Origin of the sequence: Pseudomonas sp. S04 (assembly GCF_009834545.1) — a bacterium.
Taxonomy (GTDB): domain Bacteria; phylum Pseudomonadota; class Gammaproteobacteria; order Pseudomonadales; family Pseudomonadaceae; genus Aquipseudomonas.
Window position 1 is genome coordinate 4671867 of the sequence record NZ_CP019427.1, and the last position, 20516, is coordinate 4692382.

General features: G+C 60.5%; 17 protein-coding genes. 5 read left to right on the forward strand and 12 right to left on the reverse strand.

From position 1 onward, the window contains the following. Nucleotides 1–58 precede the first annotated feature (58 nt). Nucleotides 59–883 carry a tRNA 2-thiocytidine(32) synthetase TtcA gene (gene ttcA, locus PspS04_RS20695; RefSeq protein WP_159997500.1) on the reverse strand — a complete coding sequence of 275 codons (825 nt, stop codon included), beginning with the start codon at nucleotides 881–883 and terminating at the stop codon, nucleotides 59–61. Between the two features lie 299 nt (nucleotides 884–1182). Between ttcA and PspS04_RS20700 the strand changes: the two genes are divergently transcribed. After that, nucleotides 1183–1785, forward strand: coding sequence for a Yip1 family protein (locus PspS04_RS20700; protein WP_159997502.1), 603 nt, complete (start codon nucleotides 1183–1185; stop codon nucleotides 1783–1785). Between the two features lie 182 nt (nucleotides 1786–1967). Continuing rightward, on the forward strand, nucleotides 1968–2462 hold the full coding sequence (locus PspS04_RS20705) for a SprT family zinc-dependent metalloprotease (RefSeq protein WP_095169746.1): 495 nt from the start codon (nucleotides 1968–1970) through the stop codon (nucleotides 2460–2462). Nucleotides 2463–2525: 63 nt separating this feature from the next. Here the strand turns inward: PspS04_RS20705 and PspS04_RS20710 are convergent, their stop codons facing one another. Together PspS04_RS20710 and PspS04_RS20715 are read right to left on the reverse strand one after the other, a co-directional pair. Next, nucleotides 2526–3707 (reverse strand): CaiB/BaiF CoA transferase family protein, encoded by a 1182-nt coding sequence (locus tag PspS04_RS20710; protein ID WP_159997504.1) that lies wholly within the window; start codon nucleotides 3705–3707, stop codon nucleotides 2526–2528. A 176-nt stretch (nucleotides 3708–3883) separates the two neighbouring features. Continuing rightward, complete coding sequence (locus tag PspS04_RS20715) at nucleotides 3884–5218, reverse strand: dicarboxylate/amino acid:cation symporter (RefSeq protein ID WP_095169846.1); 1335 nt, start codon at nucleotides 5216–5218, stop codon at nucleotides 3884–3886. Between the two features lie 336 nt (nucleotides 5219–5554). Here PspS04_RS20715 and PspS04_RS20720 point away from each other — a divergent pair, with 336 nt between their 5' ends. Then, the gene (locus PspS04_RS20720) at nucleotides 5555–6553 is read left to right on the forward strand and encodes an AraC family transcriptional regulator (RefSeq protein WP_159997506.1); all 999 of its coding nucleotides are present in this window, start codon (nucleotides 5555–5557) and stop codon (nucleotides 6551–6553) included. A 9-nt stretch (nucleotides 6554–6562) separates the two neighbouring features. On the opposite strand, the gene PspS04_RS20725 is transcribed toward PspS04_RS20720, so the two are convergent. From PspS04_RS20725 to PspS04_RS20735, 3 genes are all read right to left on the reverse strand, one after another. Next, entirely contained in the window at nucleotides 6563–7909 is a 1347-nt protein-coding gene (locus tag PspS04_RS20725) for an ATP-binding protein (protein WP_159997508.1), read from the reverse strand. Beyond that, a complete protein-coding gene (locus tag PspS04_RS20730) occupies nucleotides 7906–8583 on the reverse strand; it encodes a response regulator (protein WP_095169750.1) in 678 nt (225 codons plus the stop codon). The genes PspS04_RS20725 and PspS04_RS20730 overlap by 4 nt, the downstream gene beginning before the upstream one ends. Nucleotides 8584–8698: 115 nt before the next feature. Beyond that, nucleotides 8699–9298 carry a hypothetical protein gene (locus tag PspS04_RS20735; RefSeq protein WP_159997510.1) on the reverse strand — a complete coding sequence of 200 codons (600 nt, stop codon included), beginning with the start codon at nucleotides 9296–9298 and terminating at the stop codon, nucleotides 8699–8701. A 155-nt stretch (nucleotides 9299–9453) separates the two neighbouring features. Between PspS04_RS20735 and PspS04_RS20740 the strand changes: the two genes are divergently transcribed. After that, nucleotides 9454–10179: a 4'-phosphopantetheinyl transferase family protein gene (locus PspS04_RS20740; protein ID WP_159997512.1), complete on the forward strand. Its 726-nt coding sequence runs from the start codon at nucleotides 9454–9456 to the stop codon at nucleotides 10177–10179. A 9-nt stretch (nucleotides 10180–10188) separates the two neighbouring features. On the opposite strand, the gene PspS04_RS20745 is transcribed toward PspS04_RS20740, so the two are convergent. Continuing rightward, the gene (locus tag PspS04_RS20745; RefSeq protein ID WP_095169753.1) at nucleotides 10189–11805 is read right to left on the reverse strand and encodes an ATP-binding protein; all 1617 of its coding nucleotides are present in this window, start codon (nucleotides 11803–11805) and stop codon (nucleotides 10189–10191) included. Beyond that, nucleotides 11802–12527 carry a response regulator gene (locus PspS04_RS20750; protein WP_095169754.1) on the reverse strand — a complete coding sequence of 242 codons (726 nt, stop codon included), beginning with the start codon at nucleotides 12525–12527 and terminating at the stop codon, nucleotides 11802–11804. The genes PspS04_RS20745 and PspS04_RS20750 overlap by 4 nt, the downstream gene beginning before the upstream one ends. A gap of 731 nt (nucleotides 12528–13258) precedes the next feature. Between PspS04_RS20750 and PspS04_RS20755 the strand changes: the two genes are divergently transcribed. Beyond that, nucleotides 13259–16153 carry a ribonucleoside-diphosphate reductase subunit alpha gene (locus PspS04_RS20755; protein WP_095169755.1) on the forward strand — a complete coding sequence of 965 codons (2895 nt, stop codon included), beginning with the start codon at nucleotides 13259–13261 and terminating at the stop codon, nucleotides 16151–16153. 265 nt (nucleotides 16154–16418) lie between these two features. Here the strand turns inward: PspS04_RS20755 and PspS04_RS20760 are convergent, their stop codons facing one another. The 4 genes from PspS04_RS20760 to rpoE form a co-directional block, all read right to left on the reverse strand. Continuing rightward, nucleotides 16419–17849, reverse strand: coding sequence for a DegQ family serine endoprotease (locus PspS04_RS20760; RefSeq protein ID WP_095169756.1), 1431 nt, complete (start codon nucleotides 17847–17849; stop codon nucleotides 16419–16421). Between the two features lie 249 nt (nucleotides 17850–18098). After that, on the reverse strand, nucleotides 18099–19058 hold the full coding sequence (locus PspS04_RS20765) for a MucB/RseB C-terminal domain-containing protein (protein WP_095169757.1): 960 nt from the start codon (nucleotides 19056–19058) through the stop codon (nucleotides 18099–18101). 8 nt (nucleotides 19059–19066) lie between these two features. Continuing rightward, nucleotides 19067–19654 carry a sigma-E factor negative regulatory protein gene (locus tag PspS04_RS20770; protein ID WP_095169758.1) on the reverse strand — a complete coding sequence of 196 codons (588 nt, stop codon included), beginning with the start codon at nucleotides 19652–19654 and terminating at the stop codon, nucleotides 19067–19069. A gap of 31 nt (nucleotides 19655–19685) precedes the next feature. Further along, on the reverse strand, nucleotides 19686–20267 hold the full coding sequence (gene rpoE, locus PspS04_RS20775) for an RNA polymerase sigma factor RpoE (RefSeq protein ID WP_003172477.1): 582 nt from the start codon (nucleotides 20265–20267) through the stop codon (nucleotides 19686–19688). Between the last annotated feature and the right edge of the window lie 249 nt (nucleotides 20268–20516).

Genomic DNA, 20516 nt, shown 5'->3' on the forward strand with positions numbered 1-20516 from the left:
TTTGCAAACAAATAAAAACGGCGCCCGCGAGCGCCGTCATGCCCAACCAGTGATCCGGTCAGAGATTGACCACATTGACGAAACGCGAGGCCGCGCTTTCGTCGATCTTCAGGCTGGTGAAGTCAAACAGGTTACGGTCCGCCAGTTGCGACGGGATCACATTCTGCAGGCTGCGGAAGATGCTTTCGCTGCGGCCCGGGGTCTTGCGCTCCCAGTCCTGAAGCATGTCCTTGACCACCTGGCGCTGCAGGTTTTCCTGGGAGCCACAGAGGTTGCACGGAATGATCGGGAACTGCTTGAAGTCGGAGTAGGCCTGGATGTCCTTCTCGTTGCAGTAGGCCAGCGGGCGAATCACCACGTTGCGCCCGTCATCGGCGCGCAGTTTCGGCGGCATGGCCTTGAGCGAACCGTTGAAGAACATATTGAGGAAAAAAGTCTCGACGATGTCATCGCGATGGTGACCCAGGGCCATCTTGGTCGCACCGATTTCGTCGGCAAAGGTATAGAGCGTACCGCGACGCAGGCGCGAGCACAGCGAGCACGTGGTCTTGCCCTCCGGGATCAGCTCCTTGACCACCGAATAGGTGTCCTTTTCGACGATGTGGTACTCCACCCCCAGCTCCTTGAGGTAGGCGGGCAACACATGCTCGGGGAAACCCGGCTGCTTCTGGTCCATGTTCACCGCGACGATCTCGAACTTGATCGGCGCCACCTTCTGCAGGTGCAGCAGCACGTCGAGCATGGTGTAGCTGTCCTTGCCGCCGGACAGGCAGACCATGACCTTGTCGCCATCCTCGATCATGTTGAAGTCGGCAACGGCCTCCCCGGCCTGGCGGCGTAGACGTTTCTGCAGTTTGTTCTGGTTGACCGTAAGAGTGCCCATGGCGCTTGAAATCCGCGAGGTGTGACGAAAGGCCGGCATTTTACGCAAAAACCCGGGGCGGGCGAAGTGCCCTGCGTCTTCTACGGTTATCGACTAACCAGCAGGGCTGCTGTCATGCAGCACAGCGATTAAGCCCGGGGTTTACAGCGCGATTTGCTCTAAAGCCCCTGCTCCTGCGTGTTCCAGTCCTTTCTATACTGCGACATAAGGTCGCACACCTGAAGACCTTTACCGACTTGGCCACTGGCCCGTAGGCGCTCCGTTGGGGGGCGACAGCAATCACGTAGGAGTGACTGACTATGATCCATCACGTCGTGGGGCTTTTCACCCACCCAGATCAAGAATGGAAAGAAATCCGTGGCGACCAAGAGGAAAGCATCAGCCACATGTACCTCACCCACACGCTGATCCTGGCGGCGATTCCGGCAATTTCCGCGTTTATCGGCACGACCCAGGTGGGCTGGGTCATCGGCAGTCGGGCGCCCGTCATGCTGACCATGGAAAGCGCACTCTGGATGACCATCATGTCGTACCTGGCGATGCTGGGCGGGGTCGCGGTCATGGGCGCGTTCATTCACTGGATGGCCCGCACCTATGACGCTACACCGAGCCTGGCGCGCTGTGTCGCCTTTGCCACATACACCGCCACGCCGTTGTTCATCGGCGGCCTGGCCGCGCTGTATCCACATATGTGGCTGGGCATGATCGTCGGCACCGCGGCTATCTGCTACACGGTCTACCTGTTGTATGTCGGCTTGCCGACCTTCATGAACATTCCAACGGACGAAGGGTTTCTCTTCTCAAGTTCAGTGCTTGCCGTAGGGCTGGTGGTGTTGGTGGCGATCATGGCCTTCACCGTCATTGTCTGGGGCCTGGGCGTCGGCCCGGTCTATACCAACTAAACCAACATTCAACGCAAGCCGCTGGAGCGAGCAAGGGACGCCGCCCATGAAACAAACGAGGATCTGCCAATACCGGCCGCCGCAAGGCGGCCTTTTGCTGGGACCACGACCATTCGGCAGCCAGGCGATACGCAATGGCCTGGGTTTGCAGCATACTTGTGGCCTCTGGAGATCCGTTAAGCATGCCCGAGCAACTCAATACCCGCGTCGAAGACTGTTTCCAACAAGCCGAATCCTTTTTCAAACGCCCTTTCAAGCGCCCGGTGGTCAGCCTCAAGTTGCGCGGGCAGAAGGCCGGCGTGGCACACCTGCACGAAAACCTGCTGCGCTTCAATCCGCAGTTGTACCGCGAGAACAGTGAAGATTTCCTCAAGCAGACCGTGGCCCACGAAGTCGCGCACCTGATCGCACACCAGTTGTTTGGCGAGCGCATTGCACCCCACGGTGAGGAATGGCAACTGATCATGCGCGGCGTCTATGAACTACCGCCCGATCGTTGCCATACCTACGCTATTAAACGCCGCAGCGTGACCCGCTACATCTACCGCTGCCCGTGCGCCAACAGCGACTTCCCGTTTTCGGCCCAGCGCCATAGTCTGGTACGCCAGGGCCGGCGTTACCTGTGTCGGCGTTGTCGGCAGACATTGGTGTTTACCGGGGAGTCGCGGGTCGAATAGTGGGATAGGCAGAGCCTTCCCTGGCCCTATCGCGAGCAGGCTCGCTGCGAACCTGCGTCACCTCTAGAGAATGACCTTGGTCCGCCGCAAATCGTCGATCCGTTGCTCGCTGTAACCCAACTCGTGCAACACCTGATTGGTGTGCGCGCCCAGCGTCGCACCGATATTGCGTGGTTGCGGCAAACCTTCGGAGAACTTCAACGGGCAAGCCATTTGAGCCTGGCTGCTGCCATCGCCGCGCGGCACCTGGATCACCAGCTCCCGAGCCTTGAGCTGGGGATGGGCCACCGCTTCGGCCACGCTGAGTACCGGCTCGACACAGGCATCGACGTCGGCAAACAGCGCACACAGGTCGCTGAATTCGCGCTTTTCGAATTCGATCTGCAAGGCCAGCTTCAGGGCCTGTTGCTGTTCGGGTTTAGGCGACAGCCCCTGGGCCGCCAACTCGGGACGACCGAGGGCGGTGCACAATTGCTGCATGAAGTTGGGCTCAAGGCTGCCCACCGACATCCAGCGTCCATCCCGGCTGCGGTAGTAGTCGTAGAAGCTGCCACCGTTGAGCATCTGCTCCTCGCACCCCGGCTCCACGCCACACGCCAGGTACCCCGCCCCGGCCATCGCGTTCAGGCTGAATGCGCAGTCAGTCATGCTCACATCCAGGTGCTGGCCCTGCCCGCTCTGCTGCCGGGCAATCACCGCGGCCAACAGGCCGATCACCCCGTGCAGTGAACCACCAGCGATGTCCGCCGCCTGGAACCCCAGCGGTAACGGCCCGCTGTCGGCACGCCCGGTGTAGCTGGCCAGGCCAGCCAGCGCCAGGTAGTTGAGGTCGTGCCCGGCGCGGTCCTTGTAGGGGCCGGTCTGGCCGTAGCCGGTGATCGACACGTAGATCAGTCGCGGGTTGATCGCCCTCAGCGCCTCATACCCCAGCCCCAGCCGTTCCATTACCCCGGGGCGAAATTGCTCCAGCAAGATGTCGTGGTCCTGCAGCAGTTGCTTGACCACCTCCAGCGCCGCGGGTTGCTTGAGGTCCAACGCCAGGCTGCGCTTGTTGCGGTTGAGGTAGGCGTGGCTGGCCGAGATGCCCTGGTCATGGGGCGGTAGCACCCGCAGCAGGTCCATGCGGGTTGGCGATTCGATGCGCAGCACCTCGGCCCCCATGTCCGCCAGCAACAGCGAGGCGAAGGGCCCCGGCAACAGTGTCGAGAAATCCAGAACCTTGAGTGATGCCAGTGGACCCTGCATAAGCCATCTCCTTGAGCGATACCTGCAGACTAGGCAGCCGTCCGCCTGACGGCAATCACCTTAACCGTCAGGACGGGTGACCTTTGCGCTCAGGGCGCTGCCGCGAGCAGGTTTGGCTCCCGCCCCGCAGGCAACAAAAAACCCGCCGTAGCGGGTTTTTCATTGACGTGCGTGAGTTACTTCAAGGAAGTCGGGGCCGGGCCTTCGGCCACACCCAGGTCATCCATTTCACGATCATCGGAGATACCACGACCACCGGACGCCAGCTCGACTTGCAGCTTGTCTTCGTCCAGCTCCTTGACCCACTTGGCCACCACCAGGGTCGCAACAGCGTTACCCACCAGGTTGGTCAGCGCCCGCGCTTCGGACATGAAGCGGTCGATACCGAGGATCAGCGCCAAGCCGGCGACCGGCAGGTGGCCTACAGCCGAGAGGGTTGCAGCCAACACGATGAAGCCGCTACCGGTCACGCCTGCAGCACCTTTGGAGGACAACAACAGCACCAGCAGCAAGGTGATCTGGTGAGTGATGTCCATGTGGGTGTCAGTCGCCTGGGCGATGAACACGGCCGCCATGGTCAGGTAGATCGAAGTACCGTCCAGGTTGAACGAGTAGCCCGTTGGAATCACCAGGCCTACCACCGATTTCTGTGCGCCCAGGCGTTCCATTTTGATCAGCATGCGTGGCAGCGCCGATTCGGACGAGGAAGTACCCAGTACGATCAACAGCTCTTCACGGATGTAGCGGATCAGTTTCAGTACGCTGAAGCCGTGAGCACGGCAGATCGCACCCAGTACCAGCACCACGAACAGCACGCAGGTGATGTAGAAGCAGATCATCAACTGGCCCAGTTGCACCAGCGAACCGACGCCGTAGGCACCGATGGTGAAGGCCATGGCACCCAGCGCACCGATTGGCGCCAGTTTCATGATCATGTTGATGATGTTGAACATCACGTGGGCAAAACGATCGATGAAGTCCAGCACCGGCTTGCCGTAGGCACCCAGGCGGTGCAGGGCGAAACCGAAGATCACCGAGAACATCAGGACCTGCAGGATGTCACCGTTGGCGAAGGCGCCGACAATGGTGTTCGGGATCACGTTGAGAATGAAGCCGACGATGCTCTGGTCCTTGCCGGCCGTGACATAGGCCGCGACTTTGGAGGCGTCGAGGGTGGTCACATCGATGTGCATGCCGGCGCCCGGTTGCACCACGTTGACCACGACCAGGCCGATCAGCAGGGCGATGGTGGAAACGATTTCGAAGTAGAGCAGCGCGTAGCCGCCGGTTTTGCCCACCGACTTCATGTTCTGCATGCCCGCGATACCGCTGACTACGGTGCAGAAGATGATGGGTGCAATGACCATCTTGATCAGTTTGATGAACCCGTCACCCAGTGGCTTGAGCGCCACCCCGGTCTGCGGATAGAAGTGACCGAGCAAGATGCCGATAACGATGGCAACGATTACCTGGAAATACAGGGATTTGTACAGTGGCTGACGAGTCGTCATTGCAAAGTTCCTCAAGAGCACCGCGTTGTCATCATCCATCTGATGCAAACGACGCCTAAAGTGCGAACCCTCCTGCACTGGAGGGATTTGTTGTGGCGAGCTGCGCGCTGGCAGACCTCTTGGCCTTATTGCAGAGCTCGTGCCACCTTTGCCAAATCCCTCACAAGCCGCTTGCCACAAGGGCTGCAGCACTTTCCATGGTGCGGCGCGCAGGAGCCACTTGGCGGATTCCCGCCCAATGCCCGAATCGAGCCCTGCAATTTGGCGGAAATCCGCCTTGTTCCATCCGGGAGGGCTGGCTAAGATCCGCCACTCAATGGCCGGACCCCACTCCCCATGCGCGAACGCACCATCGCCAGTCATTTCGCCCGCGCCGCCACCGGTGGCGCCCGGCGGATGGGCTATGACTATGCAGAGCTGTTGCACCAGCTCGGGATCAGCGCCGAATTGCTCGACGAGCCCCGCGCCCGGATCGCGCCTGAGCAGTTCAGCGCCCTGTTGCAAGGCCTGTGGCTGGCGCTGGATGACGAGTATCTGGGCTTGGCCCGCAGTCCCAGCAAGCGCGGGACTTTCGCCATGATGTGCCACGCTCTGATTCACTGCAGCACGCTGGAGAAAGCCTTGGGGCGCGGCCTGTTGTTTTACAGCCTGTTTGCCGACTCGCCAGGCCTGACCCTGACCCGGGAAGAGCAATGGGTGCGCTTGAGCCTGGATGATTCACAACTGCGCGACCCCGATCACTTTCTCAGCGAAAGCCTGCTGGTGATCTGGCATCGCCTTGGCAGTTGGTTGATCGGCCAGCGCATCGCCCTCGAGCAGGCCAGTTTCAGTTACCCGAAACCCGGACATGGCGCCGAATACGACCTGCTGTTCCCTTGCCCACTCGAGTTCGGCGCCCAGCGCACCAGCCTGCTGTTTCACAGTCGCTACCTGGGCATGCCGCTGTTGCAGGACGAACGAACCCTCAAGCACTTTCTGGAACGCTCACCGGCCGACCTGCTGTCACGCCCGGATGACGGCGACAGCCTGAGCAGTCAGTTGCGCCGCCTGCTCAGCCGCGACAGCAGTCGCTGGCCCGACCTGGAAGCCGTGGCGGCGCACCTGCACATCAGCCCGCAAACCCTGCGTCGGCACTTGCGCGAAGAGGGTTCGAGTTTTCAGGAATTGAAGGATCAGTTGCGCCGCGACATCGCGATCTATCATCTGCGTCGCGCCGACCTGTCGTTGCAACAGATCGCCTGGCAATTGGGCTTTTCCGAACCCTCGGCGTTTCACCGGGCGTTCAAGAAATGGACCGGCCTGACCCCGGGCGCCTATCGCGCCCAGGACAGTTGAAGCGCGGCTTCACGCCAGCGGGAAATGAATCCGGAAGGCCGCCCCACCCAGGGTCGAATCGCCAAGGGTCAGCTGGGCACCGTAGCTTTCGATGATGTCCTTGACCACAGCCAGGCCAATGCCCTGCCCCGGATGCTGGCGGTCCAGGCGTTCGCCACGCTGGAGGATCCGCGCCCGTTGATCCTCTGGTACACCCGGCCCGTCGTCTTCAACGCAGACTTCGATGCTGGCACGGGTCTGACGCAGGCTGATCCGCACTTCGCCGAGGCATAGCCGGTAGGCGTTTTCCAACAGATTGCCGAGCATTTCCAGCAAGGCACCCTGCTCGATCGGCACATAGCAGGACTGCGGCAAGTCGAAGCTGGTACGCACCCGTTTGTCGCGATAGACCTTGTCCAGGGTGTCGCACAGGCTCTTGAGTACTGGCTGTAACTGCACCTGGTGCCGCACCAGCCCGCTTTTGCGCAGGCTGGCACGCTGCAACTGGTAGCTGATCTGCTGGCTCATGCGCTCGATCTGCGTTTGCAGGACCCACGCCTGCTCGCGCTCTTCGGGACGCTGGGCCATGTCCTCGCTGACGCCTTGCAGGACTGCCAGGGGGGTTTTCAGACTGTGGGCCAGATCGTCCAGCGAGTCGCGGTAGCGGCTGCGTTGTTCGCGCTCGCTGCGCAGCAAGCGGTTCAGCGAGCCAGTCAGGCGCAACAGTTCGCGCGGGTGTTCTTCACTGAGGCTTTCCAGGTCACCGCTTTCAATCTGGTCGAGCTCCTGGCTCAGGCGCCGCAACGCGCGCAGGCCCCAGGTCAGGCCGATCCACAGCAGCGCCAGCAACACCAGCAAGGCTGCGCCAAAACCCAGGTAGAGATTTTCCCGCAGGCCTTCGAGTGTCTGCTGGTACTCGCGCACCGGCTGCAGCGCAACGATACTGAATGCCGCACTTTTGCCGCCCAGCAGTTTGACTTCGACGTCATAGACGAAGAACTCCTGGCCGTCGGCCTCACGAATACGCGCAAACTCATTGCCGCGCCCGTCATAACGCGGCTTGTAATTGATGTGTTCGTCCTGGGTCGCCCGCGAGCGCCAGACCAGTTGCCCTTCGCGGTCGTAGATGTAGCCCAGCAGGCGACTGTCGGCGAGATTGAAGCGCTCGTCCGGCAACTGCGAGGGCATCATCAACTGTTTGTTCTCGATCCGTGCCGCAGAAATCAGCGTGGTGACGTCCGAGGCCAGGCGCTGTTCGATCGAGTCTTCCAGCGCCAGGCTGAAGGCGCCCTGCATGGCCGGCAACAGCGCCAGCATGAACAGCACCGCCAGGGTGGTGGCCGCCAGCATCAGGCGCAGGCGAAGGGAGCGAATCACTGGCAGCGCTCGTTGAACAGGTAGCCCAGGCCTCGCACGGTCTCGATCGGCTTGAACCCGGCCGGCGCTTCAAGCTTGCGCCGCAAACGCCCGACCAACACTTCAATCACGTTCGGATCGCGCTCGTCGTCATCCGGGTAGAGCTGTTCCATCAGGCGGTCCTTGGCGACCACTTGCTGGTGATGGCGCATCAGGTACTCGAGAATCCGGTATTCATAGGCGGTCAGGGCCAACGGCTGCTCGTCGAGGCTGGCCTGCTTGCGGTTGAGGTCCAGCAACAGCGGGCCGGCGATTATCGTCGACTGGGTAAAACCGCTGGAGCGGCGCAGCAAGGCATTCAGGCGCGCATCCAGCTCTTCGAACTGGAATGGCTTGACCACGTAATCATCGGCACCAGCGGCCAGGCCTTCGACCTTGTCCTGCCAGTTGCCGCGTGCGGTGAGGATCAGGATCGGGAAGGTCTTGCCTTGCGATCGCAACTGGCGAATCAGGTCCAGCCCCCCCATGCCCGGCAGGCCGAGGTCGATCACTGCCAGGTCATGGTTGTATTGGCCGGACTGGTACAACGCCTCTTCGGCGTTGGCCACGGACTCGACCACATGGCCATTTTCAGTCAGGCGGGTATGCAGATGATGGCGCAATAGCGCCTCGTCTTCGACGACCAGTAATTTCATAACGCTCTCCCAGGCAAATCAACCACTCCACGGGTGCCATGCACCCAGCTTACCGACATGCCTGCGCCGGATCACCTCTAGGGCCGATCCGGCGCAGGTCCTGCTTGCCCGATGATTAGAAAGCGTAGTTGGCGGACAGATAGGTCTGGGCGCTGCTGTCCAGGCTCAACGAGCCCTGCTTGGTGCCTTGGGTACTCATTTCAGTGCTGGCATTGCTGCGCAGGTAACGGTACCCCAATTCCACCGAGGCGTTCTTGGAAACCTGTTGCAGGACACCGCCTTGCACGCCCAGGGCATAACCAATGTCGCTGTCGCGGCTGTAGCCCGGCGAATCCTGGGTGAGTTTGGTCAGGCCGGCGCTAGCGCCACCGAACAGCTTGGTGCTGCTGGTCACGGGCAGGAACAGGTCGTAACTGCCGAGGAGGTTTTCCTGGCGCAGCTTGATGCCGTTGTGGCTGCCGGAAACGTTGTCGTAGGTGGCGTAGTAACGACGGTCATTGTTCTGCTGACCGAGACGCAGACCCCAGGTGGTGTCCTTGCCAATCACGCCATTGGCATTCGGGTGATCGAGGTTGCTGTTCAACAGGCTGGATTTTTTCACCTTGTCGCTGGTCTGCCCCAGGGTCAGGCTGGCGAAGTTGTCGTCAGCGGCGTGAACCACGGCGCTGGCGCCCAGGACAGTCATGGCCAGAATGAGCTTTTTGAAGTGGGTCATGTTGAGTTTCCTCGTTCGCAATGTGTTTTTAGGTGATGCGCTCAGGTTAACTACCCCCCACTGAACTCCCCCTGAACACACGCTGAACCCTGGCTGAACGAGCTCGACACTCCTCAGCACTACCCAGCCACGCGACTAATCGGCAAAATGCCGCGATGAATCCGCTCCCCTCCCTGCCCGCCTGCTGCACGCCGCTCGACGACCAATGGCCGTTGCCTGATTCGCTGCCTGGCACAGTCCTGCTCAGCACACGCTTCGATCCCTCATTACTGGCGCTCGACGATTTCCGTCGCAGCCAGATCGAGCCGCCACCGAGCATCCAGCGCTCGGTGGCCAAGCGTCAGGCCGAGTTTCTTGCGGGGCGACTGTGTGCACGTGCTGCACTGCAAAAATTGCAGGGCCTGGACTGCAGTCCGGCAATTGGCGAAGACCGGGCGCCGGTCTGGCCGCCCGGCATCTGCGGCTCGATTACCCACAGCACTGGGCACGCCGCCGCCATCGTTGCGCAAAACACCGACTGGCGCGGCCTGGGCATGGACCTGGAAAACCTGCTCACCACCGAGCGCGCCGAACGTCTGGCCGGTGAGATTCTCACCCCGGCGGAGCTCAAGCGGATGACGGCCGGCCGGCGCGAACAACTGGCCTTGTGGGTGACCCTGACGTTCTCGGTCAAGGAAAGCCTGTTCAAGGCCCTGTACCCCATCGTCCAGAAACGCTTCTACTTCGAGCATGCCGAAGTGCTGGAATGGAACGACCGCGGACAGGTGCGCCTGCGCCTGCTGACGGACTTGTCCGGTGAATGGCGCAATGGTACCGAGCTGGATGCGCAGTTCGCGGTAAAAGCGGGGCAATTGTTGAGCCTGGTGAGTATCCGGGCCTGATTAGACAGGTCAGCGCTCGGGCTTTTCCTGGTTGCGCGGCCAGCTCAGGCTGAAACACGCCCCGCCCAGGTTCTTGCTCTGGCTGATCAACGCGCGCCCACCATGCCAGTGCACGATCCGGCGCACGATGGACAACCCCAGACCGTGCCCCCCCGAGGCTCGGGTGCGGCTGTCGTCCAGGCGCAGAAAGGGTGTGAAGATTTTTTCCCAGGCACTTTCCGGCACTCCCGGGCCGTCATCCTCGACATCCACCCGGCAGCGCTGCTGGCCGACCTGATAGCTGATCGAGACCTGCCCCTGGGCATGGCGCATGGCATTGCCCACCAGGTTCTGCAACGCCCGGTGCAGGTAACGCGGCTCGGCCTCGACCCAGGCGCCGTCGCAGTCGGCTGCCGACAGGCACAACCCGCGCTGCACCCGGACCTCGGCGCGTAGTGGTGCCAGTTCGCTGATCACCTGATTGACCAGGGCATCGAGGTCGACCCGCTGAAAAACCAGCGCCGGCGAACCCTGCTCCAGCCGTGCATAGGTGAGCATCTCGTCCACCAGGCCATCGAGGTCCTGGATGTCGTGGTCCATGCCTTCGAGGTACTTGTCCCGCGCTTGCGCGGTGGACGCCGTGCTGATCATCTCCAGGCCAAACCGCAAGCGCGCCACCGGCGTACGCAACTCATGGGACACCGCACGCACCAGTTCGCGCTGGATCGCCAGCAATTGCTGCAAGTGCTCGGCCATGCCGTTGAACGCTGCCGCCAGCCGCCCTACCGAGTCCGCGCCCCGGGTCGGCACGCGGGTTTCCAGGCTGCCCTTGGCGATGCGCGTGGCGGCCGACTCCAGGCCACTGAGGCGCCGCTCCAGTTGACGTACCAGCAGGTAGACGATCAGGCCGATCAAGCTCAGCCCCAGGGCCGCAATCAACACCAGCCACTGCGGCGGATACGGATTCATCTGGTACAGGGGGCCGATTTCCAGCACCCATGGCGTGCCCACCATCCCGGCAAACACCCGGATCGAATCGCCCTCCTTGCCCAGCGCCATCACGGTGTCGCCCTCGGACACCCGGCGGCTCTGGTCTTCGTCCATGTCCGCCTGGTCCACCGTGACCAGTTGCAGCTCGAAGCCAAACCCCTTGTCTTTTTTCAAGGCCTCCAGGCGCTTCGGTTGTTCGGCCACCGGGTAGCGCACCAGTTCATCAGCCAACAGATAAATAGTCGCCCGTGCCAGTTGCTCGCTGATCTGCTGCACTTCCCCCGTCAGCACCAACTGCTCCTGCTCGCTGACCAGCCGGTAGACCTTTGCCGCATGAGGCCCGGTCTGTTCCACCAGCGCCTGGCCACGCAATACCCGGGTGCGTTCGCCCAGATCGAGGCCGGTCTGGCTGAAGGTCTGCAGGTTGAGGGGAATACCCAGCAAGCGCTCCCACACCAGCAGCGCACGACGGCGCTCGGTGAGGTTCATCGGCTGCAGGTTGTCGGCCATCAGGGAAAACGTACCGTGGGCCAGGCGCTCGCGGTATTGCTCGCTGCGCACTTCGTTGAGCAGGTGCAAGGCCAGGACCCCGAGGGCGGCCACCAGAATCAGCGCCGCACACATGCCGCCGTAGATGCGCAGGAAGATCGAGTTCACAGCGGCTGGTCTACGCAGGCTTCGGGAACGAACAGGTAGCCCTTGCTGCGGATGGTCTTGATCAGGCGCGGGTGGTCCGGGTCATCGCCGATTTTCGGGCGGATGCGTGAAATGCGCACATCGATGGAGCGATCCTGGCCGTCATAGCCGATACCGCGCAACGCGGTGAAAATTTCCTCGCGGGACAAAATTCGCCCGGCATTGGCCACCAGCAGCCAGAGCAGGTCGAATTCGGCACTGGTCAATTCGATGCCCTGGTCATGCAGCCAGGCTTCGCGCAGGGCGTTGTCGACCACCAGCGGGCCGAACTGCAGGCGCCGCAGCTTTTGCGGCGCGGCCGGTTCGGGCGCCTCGCTGCGCCGCAGCAAGGCCTGGATGCGCGCCAGCAGCAGCCGCGGACGCACCGGCTTGCACACGTAGTCATCGGCGCCCATGTCCAGGCCCTGGATCTGATCCATGTCGTCGGTGCGCGCCGTGAGCATCAGGATCGGCCCATCGTAGTGGTCGCGAACCTTGCGGCAGATGGTCAACCCGTCTTCGCCGGGCAGCATCAGGTCAAGGATCACCAGGTCCGGCTGCTCGGCAATGATTCGCGCCGCCGCCAATGCGCCGTTGCCTTCGATGGTTACCTGCAATCCATTGCTTTCCAGGTACTCACGAGTCAACTCAGCCAGGCGCTGGTCGTCCTCGACAATCAATACCTGCCAGGCTTCTTGCTCCACGGGTGACCTCTGCTTGCCAGAACACTATTAAGGAAGGCTCCACTCATCTTTTTGTCATCTTTGAAGTGGATAAGACTGCTTACACAGCGCCCGATTGTAGCAACGCCCACCCTTGAGAACACAAGCTGGCAAATGCGCTCGGTAACCGGGATTTTTTGTGGTAGGGTTCGCGCCCGCAAAAATCCCCCCAGGCTATTTTTCTGGGTAATAAACAGTGACAAACGGTCGACCCCAGCAGGGTCGCGGCCTACACGACGATTGGCTGTTTCATACACATTTTACGCACAGCTTTATCCACAGGTAGTACGTTGCAATCACCCCCCAAAACGCATTATCTTGTAGCTCGCGCTCAGAAAAACCCTACATATAGGGTTTTGAGGCAAAAACCAAACACAAATCAGACAAGAAACTCAAGTGCTTTTCTTGCATGTTTTTGGTTGAACCAAACTCTTTTTCAGAAGCCCAAACCGCTCCCGCGGATGGCAACTGTTTTTCCGCCCAAAACGGCAAAAACGGTACGGGTGTTGCAGTCGTTTACTGTCACCCCAACGGAATTCGGTTTCCAGCCCCTGGCTTGAAACCAAAGACTTCGGCATGGAAGCGGCGCCCGACGGCCCCTTCCTACTGTCCCGAAGTTGTTATGCCCGGCGCTTGCCGGTTGTAGTGCTTCAGGACGGAACGGTGGGCACCTTCATGGTGCCCAAACAAACATAGAGAATGTGGAGACACCCATGCAAACCGACACAACTCGCGAGAACCCGCAGGGCACCTTGCCGCAGGGCGCAGATTCGAATTCCGATCTGTCCGCCACTGCGCCAGGCCAACTGCGCGTGATCAAGCGTAACGGCACTGTCGTTCCTTACACCGATGACAAGATCACCGTCGCCATCACCAAAGCGTTTCTCGCAGTTGAAGGCGGCACCGCTGCCGCCTCGTCGCGAATCCACGACACCGTTGCGCGCCTGACCGAGCAGGTCACCGCGACCTTCAAGCGTCGCATGCCATCGGGCGGCACCATCCATATCGAAGAAATCCAGGACCAGGTCGAACTGGCCCTGATGCGTGCTGGCGAGCAGAAAGTAGCTCGCGACTACGTGATCTACCGTGACGCCCGCTCCAAGGAGCGCGCAGTCCGCGCCCCGGCCGAAGACGCGGTGCAGGCGCACCCTTCGATCCGCATCACCCGCGCCGATGGCACTTTCGCGCCACTGGACATGGGCCGCCTGAACACCATCGTGACCGAGGCCTGCGAAGGCCTGGAAGAGGTCGACGGCGACCTGATCCAGCGCGAAACCCTGAAAAACCTGTACGACGGCGTGGCCCTGACCGACGTCAACACCGCCCTGGTGATGACCGCGCGGACCCTGGTCGAGCGTGAGCCGAACTACTCGTTCGTCACCGCCCGCCTGCTGATGGACACCCTGCGTGCCGAAGGCCTGGGCTTCCTCGGCGTCGCCGAAAGCGCGACCCACCACGAAATGGTCGACCTGTACGCCAAGGCACTGCCGGCCTACATCGCCAAGGGTATCGAATTCGAATTGCTGAACCCGATCCTGGCCACCTTCGACCTGGAAAAACTCGGCAAGGCGATCAACCACGAGCGCGACCAGCAGTTCACCTACCTGGGCCTGCAAACCCTGTACGACCGTTACTTCATCCACAAGGATGGCGTGCGCTTCGAACTGCCGCAGATCTTCTTCATGCGCGTGGCCATGGGCCTGGCGATCGAAGAGAAGCACAAAGAAGACCGTGCGATCGAGTTCTACAACCTGCTGTCGTCCTTCGACTACATGTCGTCGACCCCGACCCTGTTCAACGCCGGCACCCTGCGTCCACAGCTCTCGAGCTGCTACCTGACCACCGTGCCGGATGACCTGTCGGGCATCTACCACGCGATCCACGACAACGCCATGCTGTCGAAATTCGCCGGCGGCCTGGGCAACGACTGGACTCCGGTACGTGCCCTGGGTTCGTACATCAAGGGCACCAACGGCAAGTCCCAAGGCGTGGTTCCGTTCCTCAAGGTAGTGAACGACACCGCCGTAGCCGTCAACCAGGGTGGCAAGCGCAAAGGCGCTGTGTGCGCCTACCTGGAAACCTGGCACATGGACATCGAAGAGTTCATCGAGCTGCGCAAGAACACCGGTGATGACCGTCGTCGTACCCACGACATGAACACCGCCAACTGGATCCCTGACCTGTTCATGAAGCGCGTCTTCGATGACGGCCCGTGGACCCTGTTCTCGCCGTCCGAAGTGCCAGACCTGCACGACCTGACCGGCAAGGCCTTCGAAGAGCGCTACGAGTACTACGAAGCCCTGTCCCAGTACCCGGGCAAGATCAAGCTGTTCAAGACCATCCAGGCCAAAGACCTGTGGCGCAAAATGCTCTCCATGCTGTTTGAAACCGGCCACCCATGGCTGACCTTCAAAGACCCGTGCAACCTGCGTAGCCCGCAGCAGCACGTAGGCGTGGTCCATAGCTCGAACCTGTGCACCGAGATCACCTTGAACACCAACAAGGACGAGATCGCCGTTTGCAACCTGGGCTCGATCAACCTGCCGAACCACATCGTCAACGGCAAGCTGGACACCGCCAAGCTGGAACGCACCGTGAACACCGCCGTACGCATGCTCGATAACGTTATCGACATCAACTACTACTCGGTGCCACAAGCGCAGAACTCCAACTTCAAGCACCGTCCGGTCGGCCTGGGCATCATGGGTTTCCAGGACGCCTTGTACCTGCAGCACATCCCTTACGGCTCCGACGCTGCCGTCGAATTTGCCGACAAGTCGATGGAAGCGGTCAGCTACTACGCGATCCAGGCCTCCTGCGACCTGGCCGACGAGCGTGGCGCCTACGAGACGTTCCAGGGTTCGCTGTGGTCCAAAGGCATCCTGCCACTGGACTCGCAACAGATCCTGATCGAAGCCCGTGGCCAGAAGTACATCGACGTTGACCTGAACGAATCCCTGGACTGGGCACCGGTACGTGCCCGTGTACAGAAAGGCATTCGTAACTCCAACATCATGGCCATCGCACCGACCGCGACCATCGCCAACATCACTGGCGTATCGCAGTCGATCGAACCGACCTACCAGAACCTCTATGTGAAATCGAACCTGTCGGGCGAATTCACCGTGATCAACCCGTACCTGGTTCGCGACCTCAAGGCTCGTGGCCTGTGGGACTCGGTCATGATCAACGACCTGAAGTACTACGACGGTTCGGTGCAACAGATCGAACGCATCCCGCAAGAACTCAAAGAGCTCTACGCGACTGCCTTCGAAGTGGACACCAAGTGGATCGTTGACGCGGCCAGCCGTCGTCAGAAGTGGATCGACCAGGCCCAATCGCTGAACCTGTACATCGCTGGCGCATCGGGCAAGAAGCTCGACGTGACCTACCGCATGGCCTGGTACCGTGGTCTGAAAACCACTTACTACCTCCGTGCCCTGGCCGCGACCAGCACCGAGAAGTCGACCATCAACACCGGCAAGCTGAACGCTGTTTCCAGCGGCGGCAACCACGGTGACGACTCGGTCCTGGCAGCTCCAGCAGGCCCTGCACCAGTGCCGAAGGCTTGCGCCATCGACGAGCCGGATTGCGAAGCTTGCCAATAAGCTGAGCCCGTAGGCGCCACCCGGCGCTTACCCAAAACCCCCGCCAGGTCCTCCGGACTTGCCGGGGGTTTTCTTTTGCCTGCCCATCCGTAGGAGCAAGGCTTGCCCGCGAACAGCCCCTGCGGACGCTGACTACCAGCGAATATCGTATTGTTGCTGAGTGCATCGCGGGCAATGGTCGACTCGTTGGTGGTTGAAGGTACATTCTCCAGACCAAAAAAAAACCGCCTCGATCGAGGCGGTTTTTTTGTTGCGAGTAACCGGGTTATTCAGCCAGCTTGAAGGTAATGAAGCTGGCGCGCCCCTGGCGCAGGACCCGCATCGACACCGAACGATTCTTCGGCAGTGCCTTGGCGATCTCCGTGAACTCCTTGGCCGATACGATCGCCTGATTGTTCAGATGCGTGATCACATCGCCTGGCTGCAGGCCGATCAATGAAGCAGGACCGTCCTGGACCTCCTTGATCACCACGCCGCCCTTGAGGTCGAACGCCTTCTTCTGCTCGTCGCTGAGCTCAATCACGGCCACGCCCAGACGATTACTGCTGCGCTCGACACCGTTTTTGGCCAGTGCATCGAGCTCCTTGCCTTCTTCCGGAATCGCGCCAACCGTCAACTCGACGTTTTTGCGCTTGCCGTCGCGAATCACTTCAAGGTTTGCCTTGGCGCCGGCCTTGAGTGCGCCCACCAGGTGCGGCAGGTCTGCCGACATGACGATCGGCTGATCGTTCATGCTCAAGATCACGTCACCCACCTGCAAACCACCCTTGGCTGCCGGACCGTCGTCCTGGATCTGGGCCACCAGCGCGCCGGCCGGCTTGTCCAGGCCGAAGGACTCGGCAAGATCCTTGTTCACTTCCTGGATCACCACACCCAACCAGCCACGGCTGACTTTGCCACCGCTTTTGAGCTGGTTGGAGACATCCATTGCCACATCGATTGGAATAGCGAACGAGACGCCCATGAAACCACCGGAACGGGTGTAGATCTGGGAGTTGATCCCCACCACTTCGCCCGCCAGGTTGAACAGCGGGCCACCGGAGTTGCCCGGGTTGATCGGCACGTCGGTCTGGATGAACGGTACGTAGTTCTCGTTCGGCAGGCTACGGCCGATCGCGCTGACGATGCCTTGGGTCACGGTATGGTCAAAGCCGAACGGCGAACCGATGGCGACTACCCATTGCCCGGCCTTGAGGTCCTGGGATTTACCCAGCTTCAGCACCGGCAGGTCCTTGCCTTCGATTTTCAGCAGCGCCACGTCGGAACGCGGGTCGGTGCCGATCAACTTGGCCTTGAGTTCACTGCGATCAGCCAGGCGCACGAGAATTTCGTCGGCATCGGCGATCACATGGTTATTGGTCAGGATGTAGCCGTCCGGGGAAATGATGAAGCCCGACCCCAGGGATTGCGCTTCACGCTGGCGGCCACCGCCAGGGGAACGCTGCTGTGGCGGCATACCGCGCTCGAAGAACTCGCGCAGCATCGGTGGCAAGCCTTCCAGGTCAGGCATCTGCTGGTTAGACACTTTGCGGTCGGGCAATTTTTGCGTGGTACTGATGTTCACCACGGCTGGCGAGGCTTGCTCGACCAGTTGGGTGAAGTCCGGCAGTTCGGCTGCCTGGGCAGCAACGGTCTGACCCAGCACCAAGACGGTGGCAAAAATAGTCAGGTAGGATTTTAAACGTGGTATCGACATACGGCTCCCGTTACGACGAGCATGGTTAAGCGATAGGGAACAAGAAACACCAGGCAACCGCCATCGGTACTTTTGTTCCGGGAACAACTATACAAGGCCAGAGCCGAGGGGCTCTGACCTATAGAAAATTTTAAGAAGTTTTGCAAACTGAAATGCTCACCAAACATTTCGACATCTCGATTGTGGAACCAGCCATGACTGACCTTTTCCACAACCAACCCGTCGTTCGATGAGCGGCACTGGGTCGACTTACTGCTTGGACGTCGATGGAGCGGTGCGCATGGACAGCGCGATCCGTTCGGCGGTACCGATCGGAATTTCCCCCACCACGGTCACCATCATCTCACCATCGGGGGTGGTCAAGCGCCGTGAAACGGCAACGGTGGGCCCAAGCTGGGTTCGAGTATCAGTGACTACTTCGCCATTGAGCGGCTCGAGGAACACCGAGAAACGCGCCAGGCCGTCGTCATACATCAGGCTACTAACCTGAGCCTTGGTCTGCGGATCCTTGTGGGCGCTGCTGCTGGTCAACTCGAAGCCCGGCGGTAACCAATCGGAGTGCCAGGCCTGGGCGGTCTTCGCGGCCGTGGCCTTGTTACTGTCCAGCGCCACGGTCTTGCACTCGTCACTGGCCTGCAGGTCCTGGTCGCCCGGCACGTCGGCGGTGTCCAGGCGGGTAAACTGGAAGCGCTCCAGCAACTGGCCTTTTTCATTGAGTAGCAAGGATTTGAGCGGCAGACCGGTTTCCCGATCCAGGTGCAATTCAAAACCGTAACGGTGCTGGTCACGGGGCGTCAGCGAAACAATCACCGCCGCGCGCCCGGCCACGCGCGACTTGCCGATGACGGCAAGGTCGTACCAATTCTTCAGCTTTTGTGGGTCAAGTGCTCGAGCGGACGCGTCGGGGGTGTCCTCCAGCCCTGCCACCAAGCTGCCGCTCACGCATTGAGTACGTCCATCAATGCGTACGACTTCCTGGGCCGAGCCGTCGAGCTGCAGCAAACGCTCGCGGACTTTGCCATCCTGGACACGATGCCAGATGTTGTGGGTAGAAAAACTACCGTTACGCTCGTAAATGAAAGTGCCTTGAAAGCTCTGCTGCTGCTCGGCCTGGCTCAGACGGTTCAACCAGTCTTGAGCCTCATCGGCATGGGCTGGAACAACGAACCAGCCACTGAGCAAAAGCGTAAGTAGAGGTATGGCGCGCATGATCCTCCTTAACGGGTTTCCTGGCTCGCTGCACGAGCATAAGGCAGGGCACTTTCAGTACCTTTGAGTGCAGCTTGTTGAGCATGTTGACGCAGATAACCCGGCAGACGCTGATCGTGCCAGCCTGGCTGACCTTGCAAGACACCATTGGCCATCGGGCCTGTGGCTTGCGAACTCTCATTGTAGCCTGCCAAAACGGCTGGGCCCTTGACTTGAGGAACGGTCAGACCCGGTTGAGTGGATTGCTGGGCCAATTCGACGCCGGCGATCTCATCCTGGTTGTACAGACGCACACCTGCCAGCACCGCAACCGTCACGGATGCTGCAACGGCCAGGCGACCCAAGCTACGCCACGGTCCACGGCTGACTTTCGCTGGCACGGCTTCATCAGCCAGCGCTTGCGAGACGGCCGAAGCCAGGTCCAGACGGGGGATCAGCAAGTCCTTGTGCATCACTGCCCGGGCAATCTGGTAACGCGCCCAGGTTTCGCGGGTTTCAACATCGTCGAAGGCATTCAACACCCGACGCAATTCCAGTTCGTCCGCTTCGTTATCCATCACTGCGGACAGCGATTCCTGCAGGGCTTCCCGACTCATGGCGTTCCTCTCTTGGCTGTCGCCGCTGTCTTTAGTTTTCCTGCAACAGTGGTTGCAGGGCTTTATCGATGGCCTCCCGAGCGCGGAAGATCCGGGAGCGCACGGTACCCACCGGACATTGCATGACGCTCGCAATGTCCTCGTAACTCAGACCATCAAACTCACGTAAAGTTAGAGCGGTACGTAAATCTTCTGGCAGTTGCTGAATGGTTCGATGGACGGTGCCTTCGATCTCATCCCTCAGCAATGCACGCTCTGGTGACTCGAGATCCTTGAGGCCGTGATCGCCGTCGTAGAACTCCGCATCTTCAGAGCTAACATCGCTATCCGGCGGCCGGCGGCCGCGTGAAACCAGATAGTTCTTCGCCGTGTTGATGGCAATGCGGTAAAGCCACGTATAAAACGCGCTGTCCCCGCGAAAATTCCCCAGTGCACGGTAAGCCTTGATAAAGGCCTCTTGCGCAACATCCTGGGCTTCATGGGTGTCGTGCACAAAACGCACGATCAACCCGAGAATTTTGTGCTGGTATTTCAGCACTAGCAGATCGAAAGCACGCTTGTCGCCGCGCTGAACGCGTTCGACCAGCTGCTGATCCTCTTCCTGGGTTAGCATGAACACTCCTCGATAAACTCGGAGGAGGCTTGCATGGCTAATCGTTCAGGCTTGCAAACATAGACTCGGGCTTTTCGCAAAAGTTCTCCCCCTCCAAGCAAGTTTCCTGCGCGCGCTGATTTGGCACACACGAAAAACGCAGCACCGGCTTGGCCGGCTGCGCGAATAATCTTGTTGTCGAATCCATACGCATTGACCGGAACACAGATCCTGCGTGAAACCGACGTCGTCCCTCGTTTCAGGCAACCT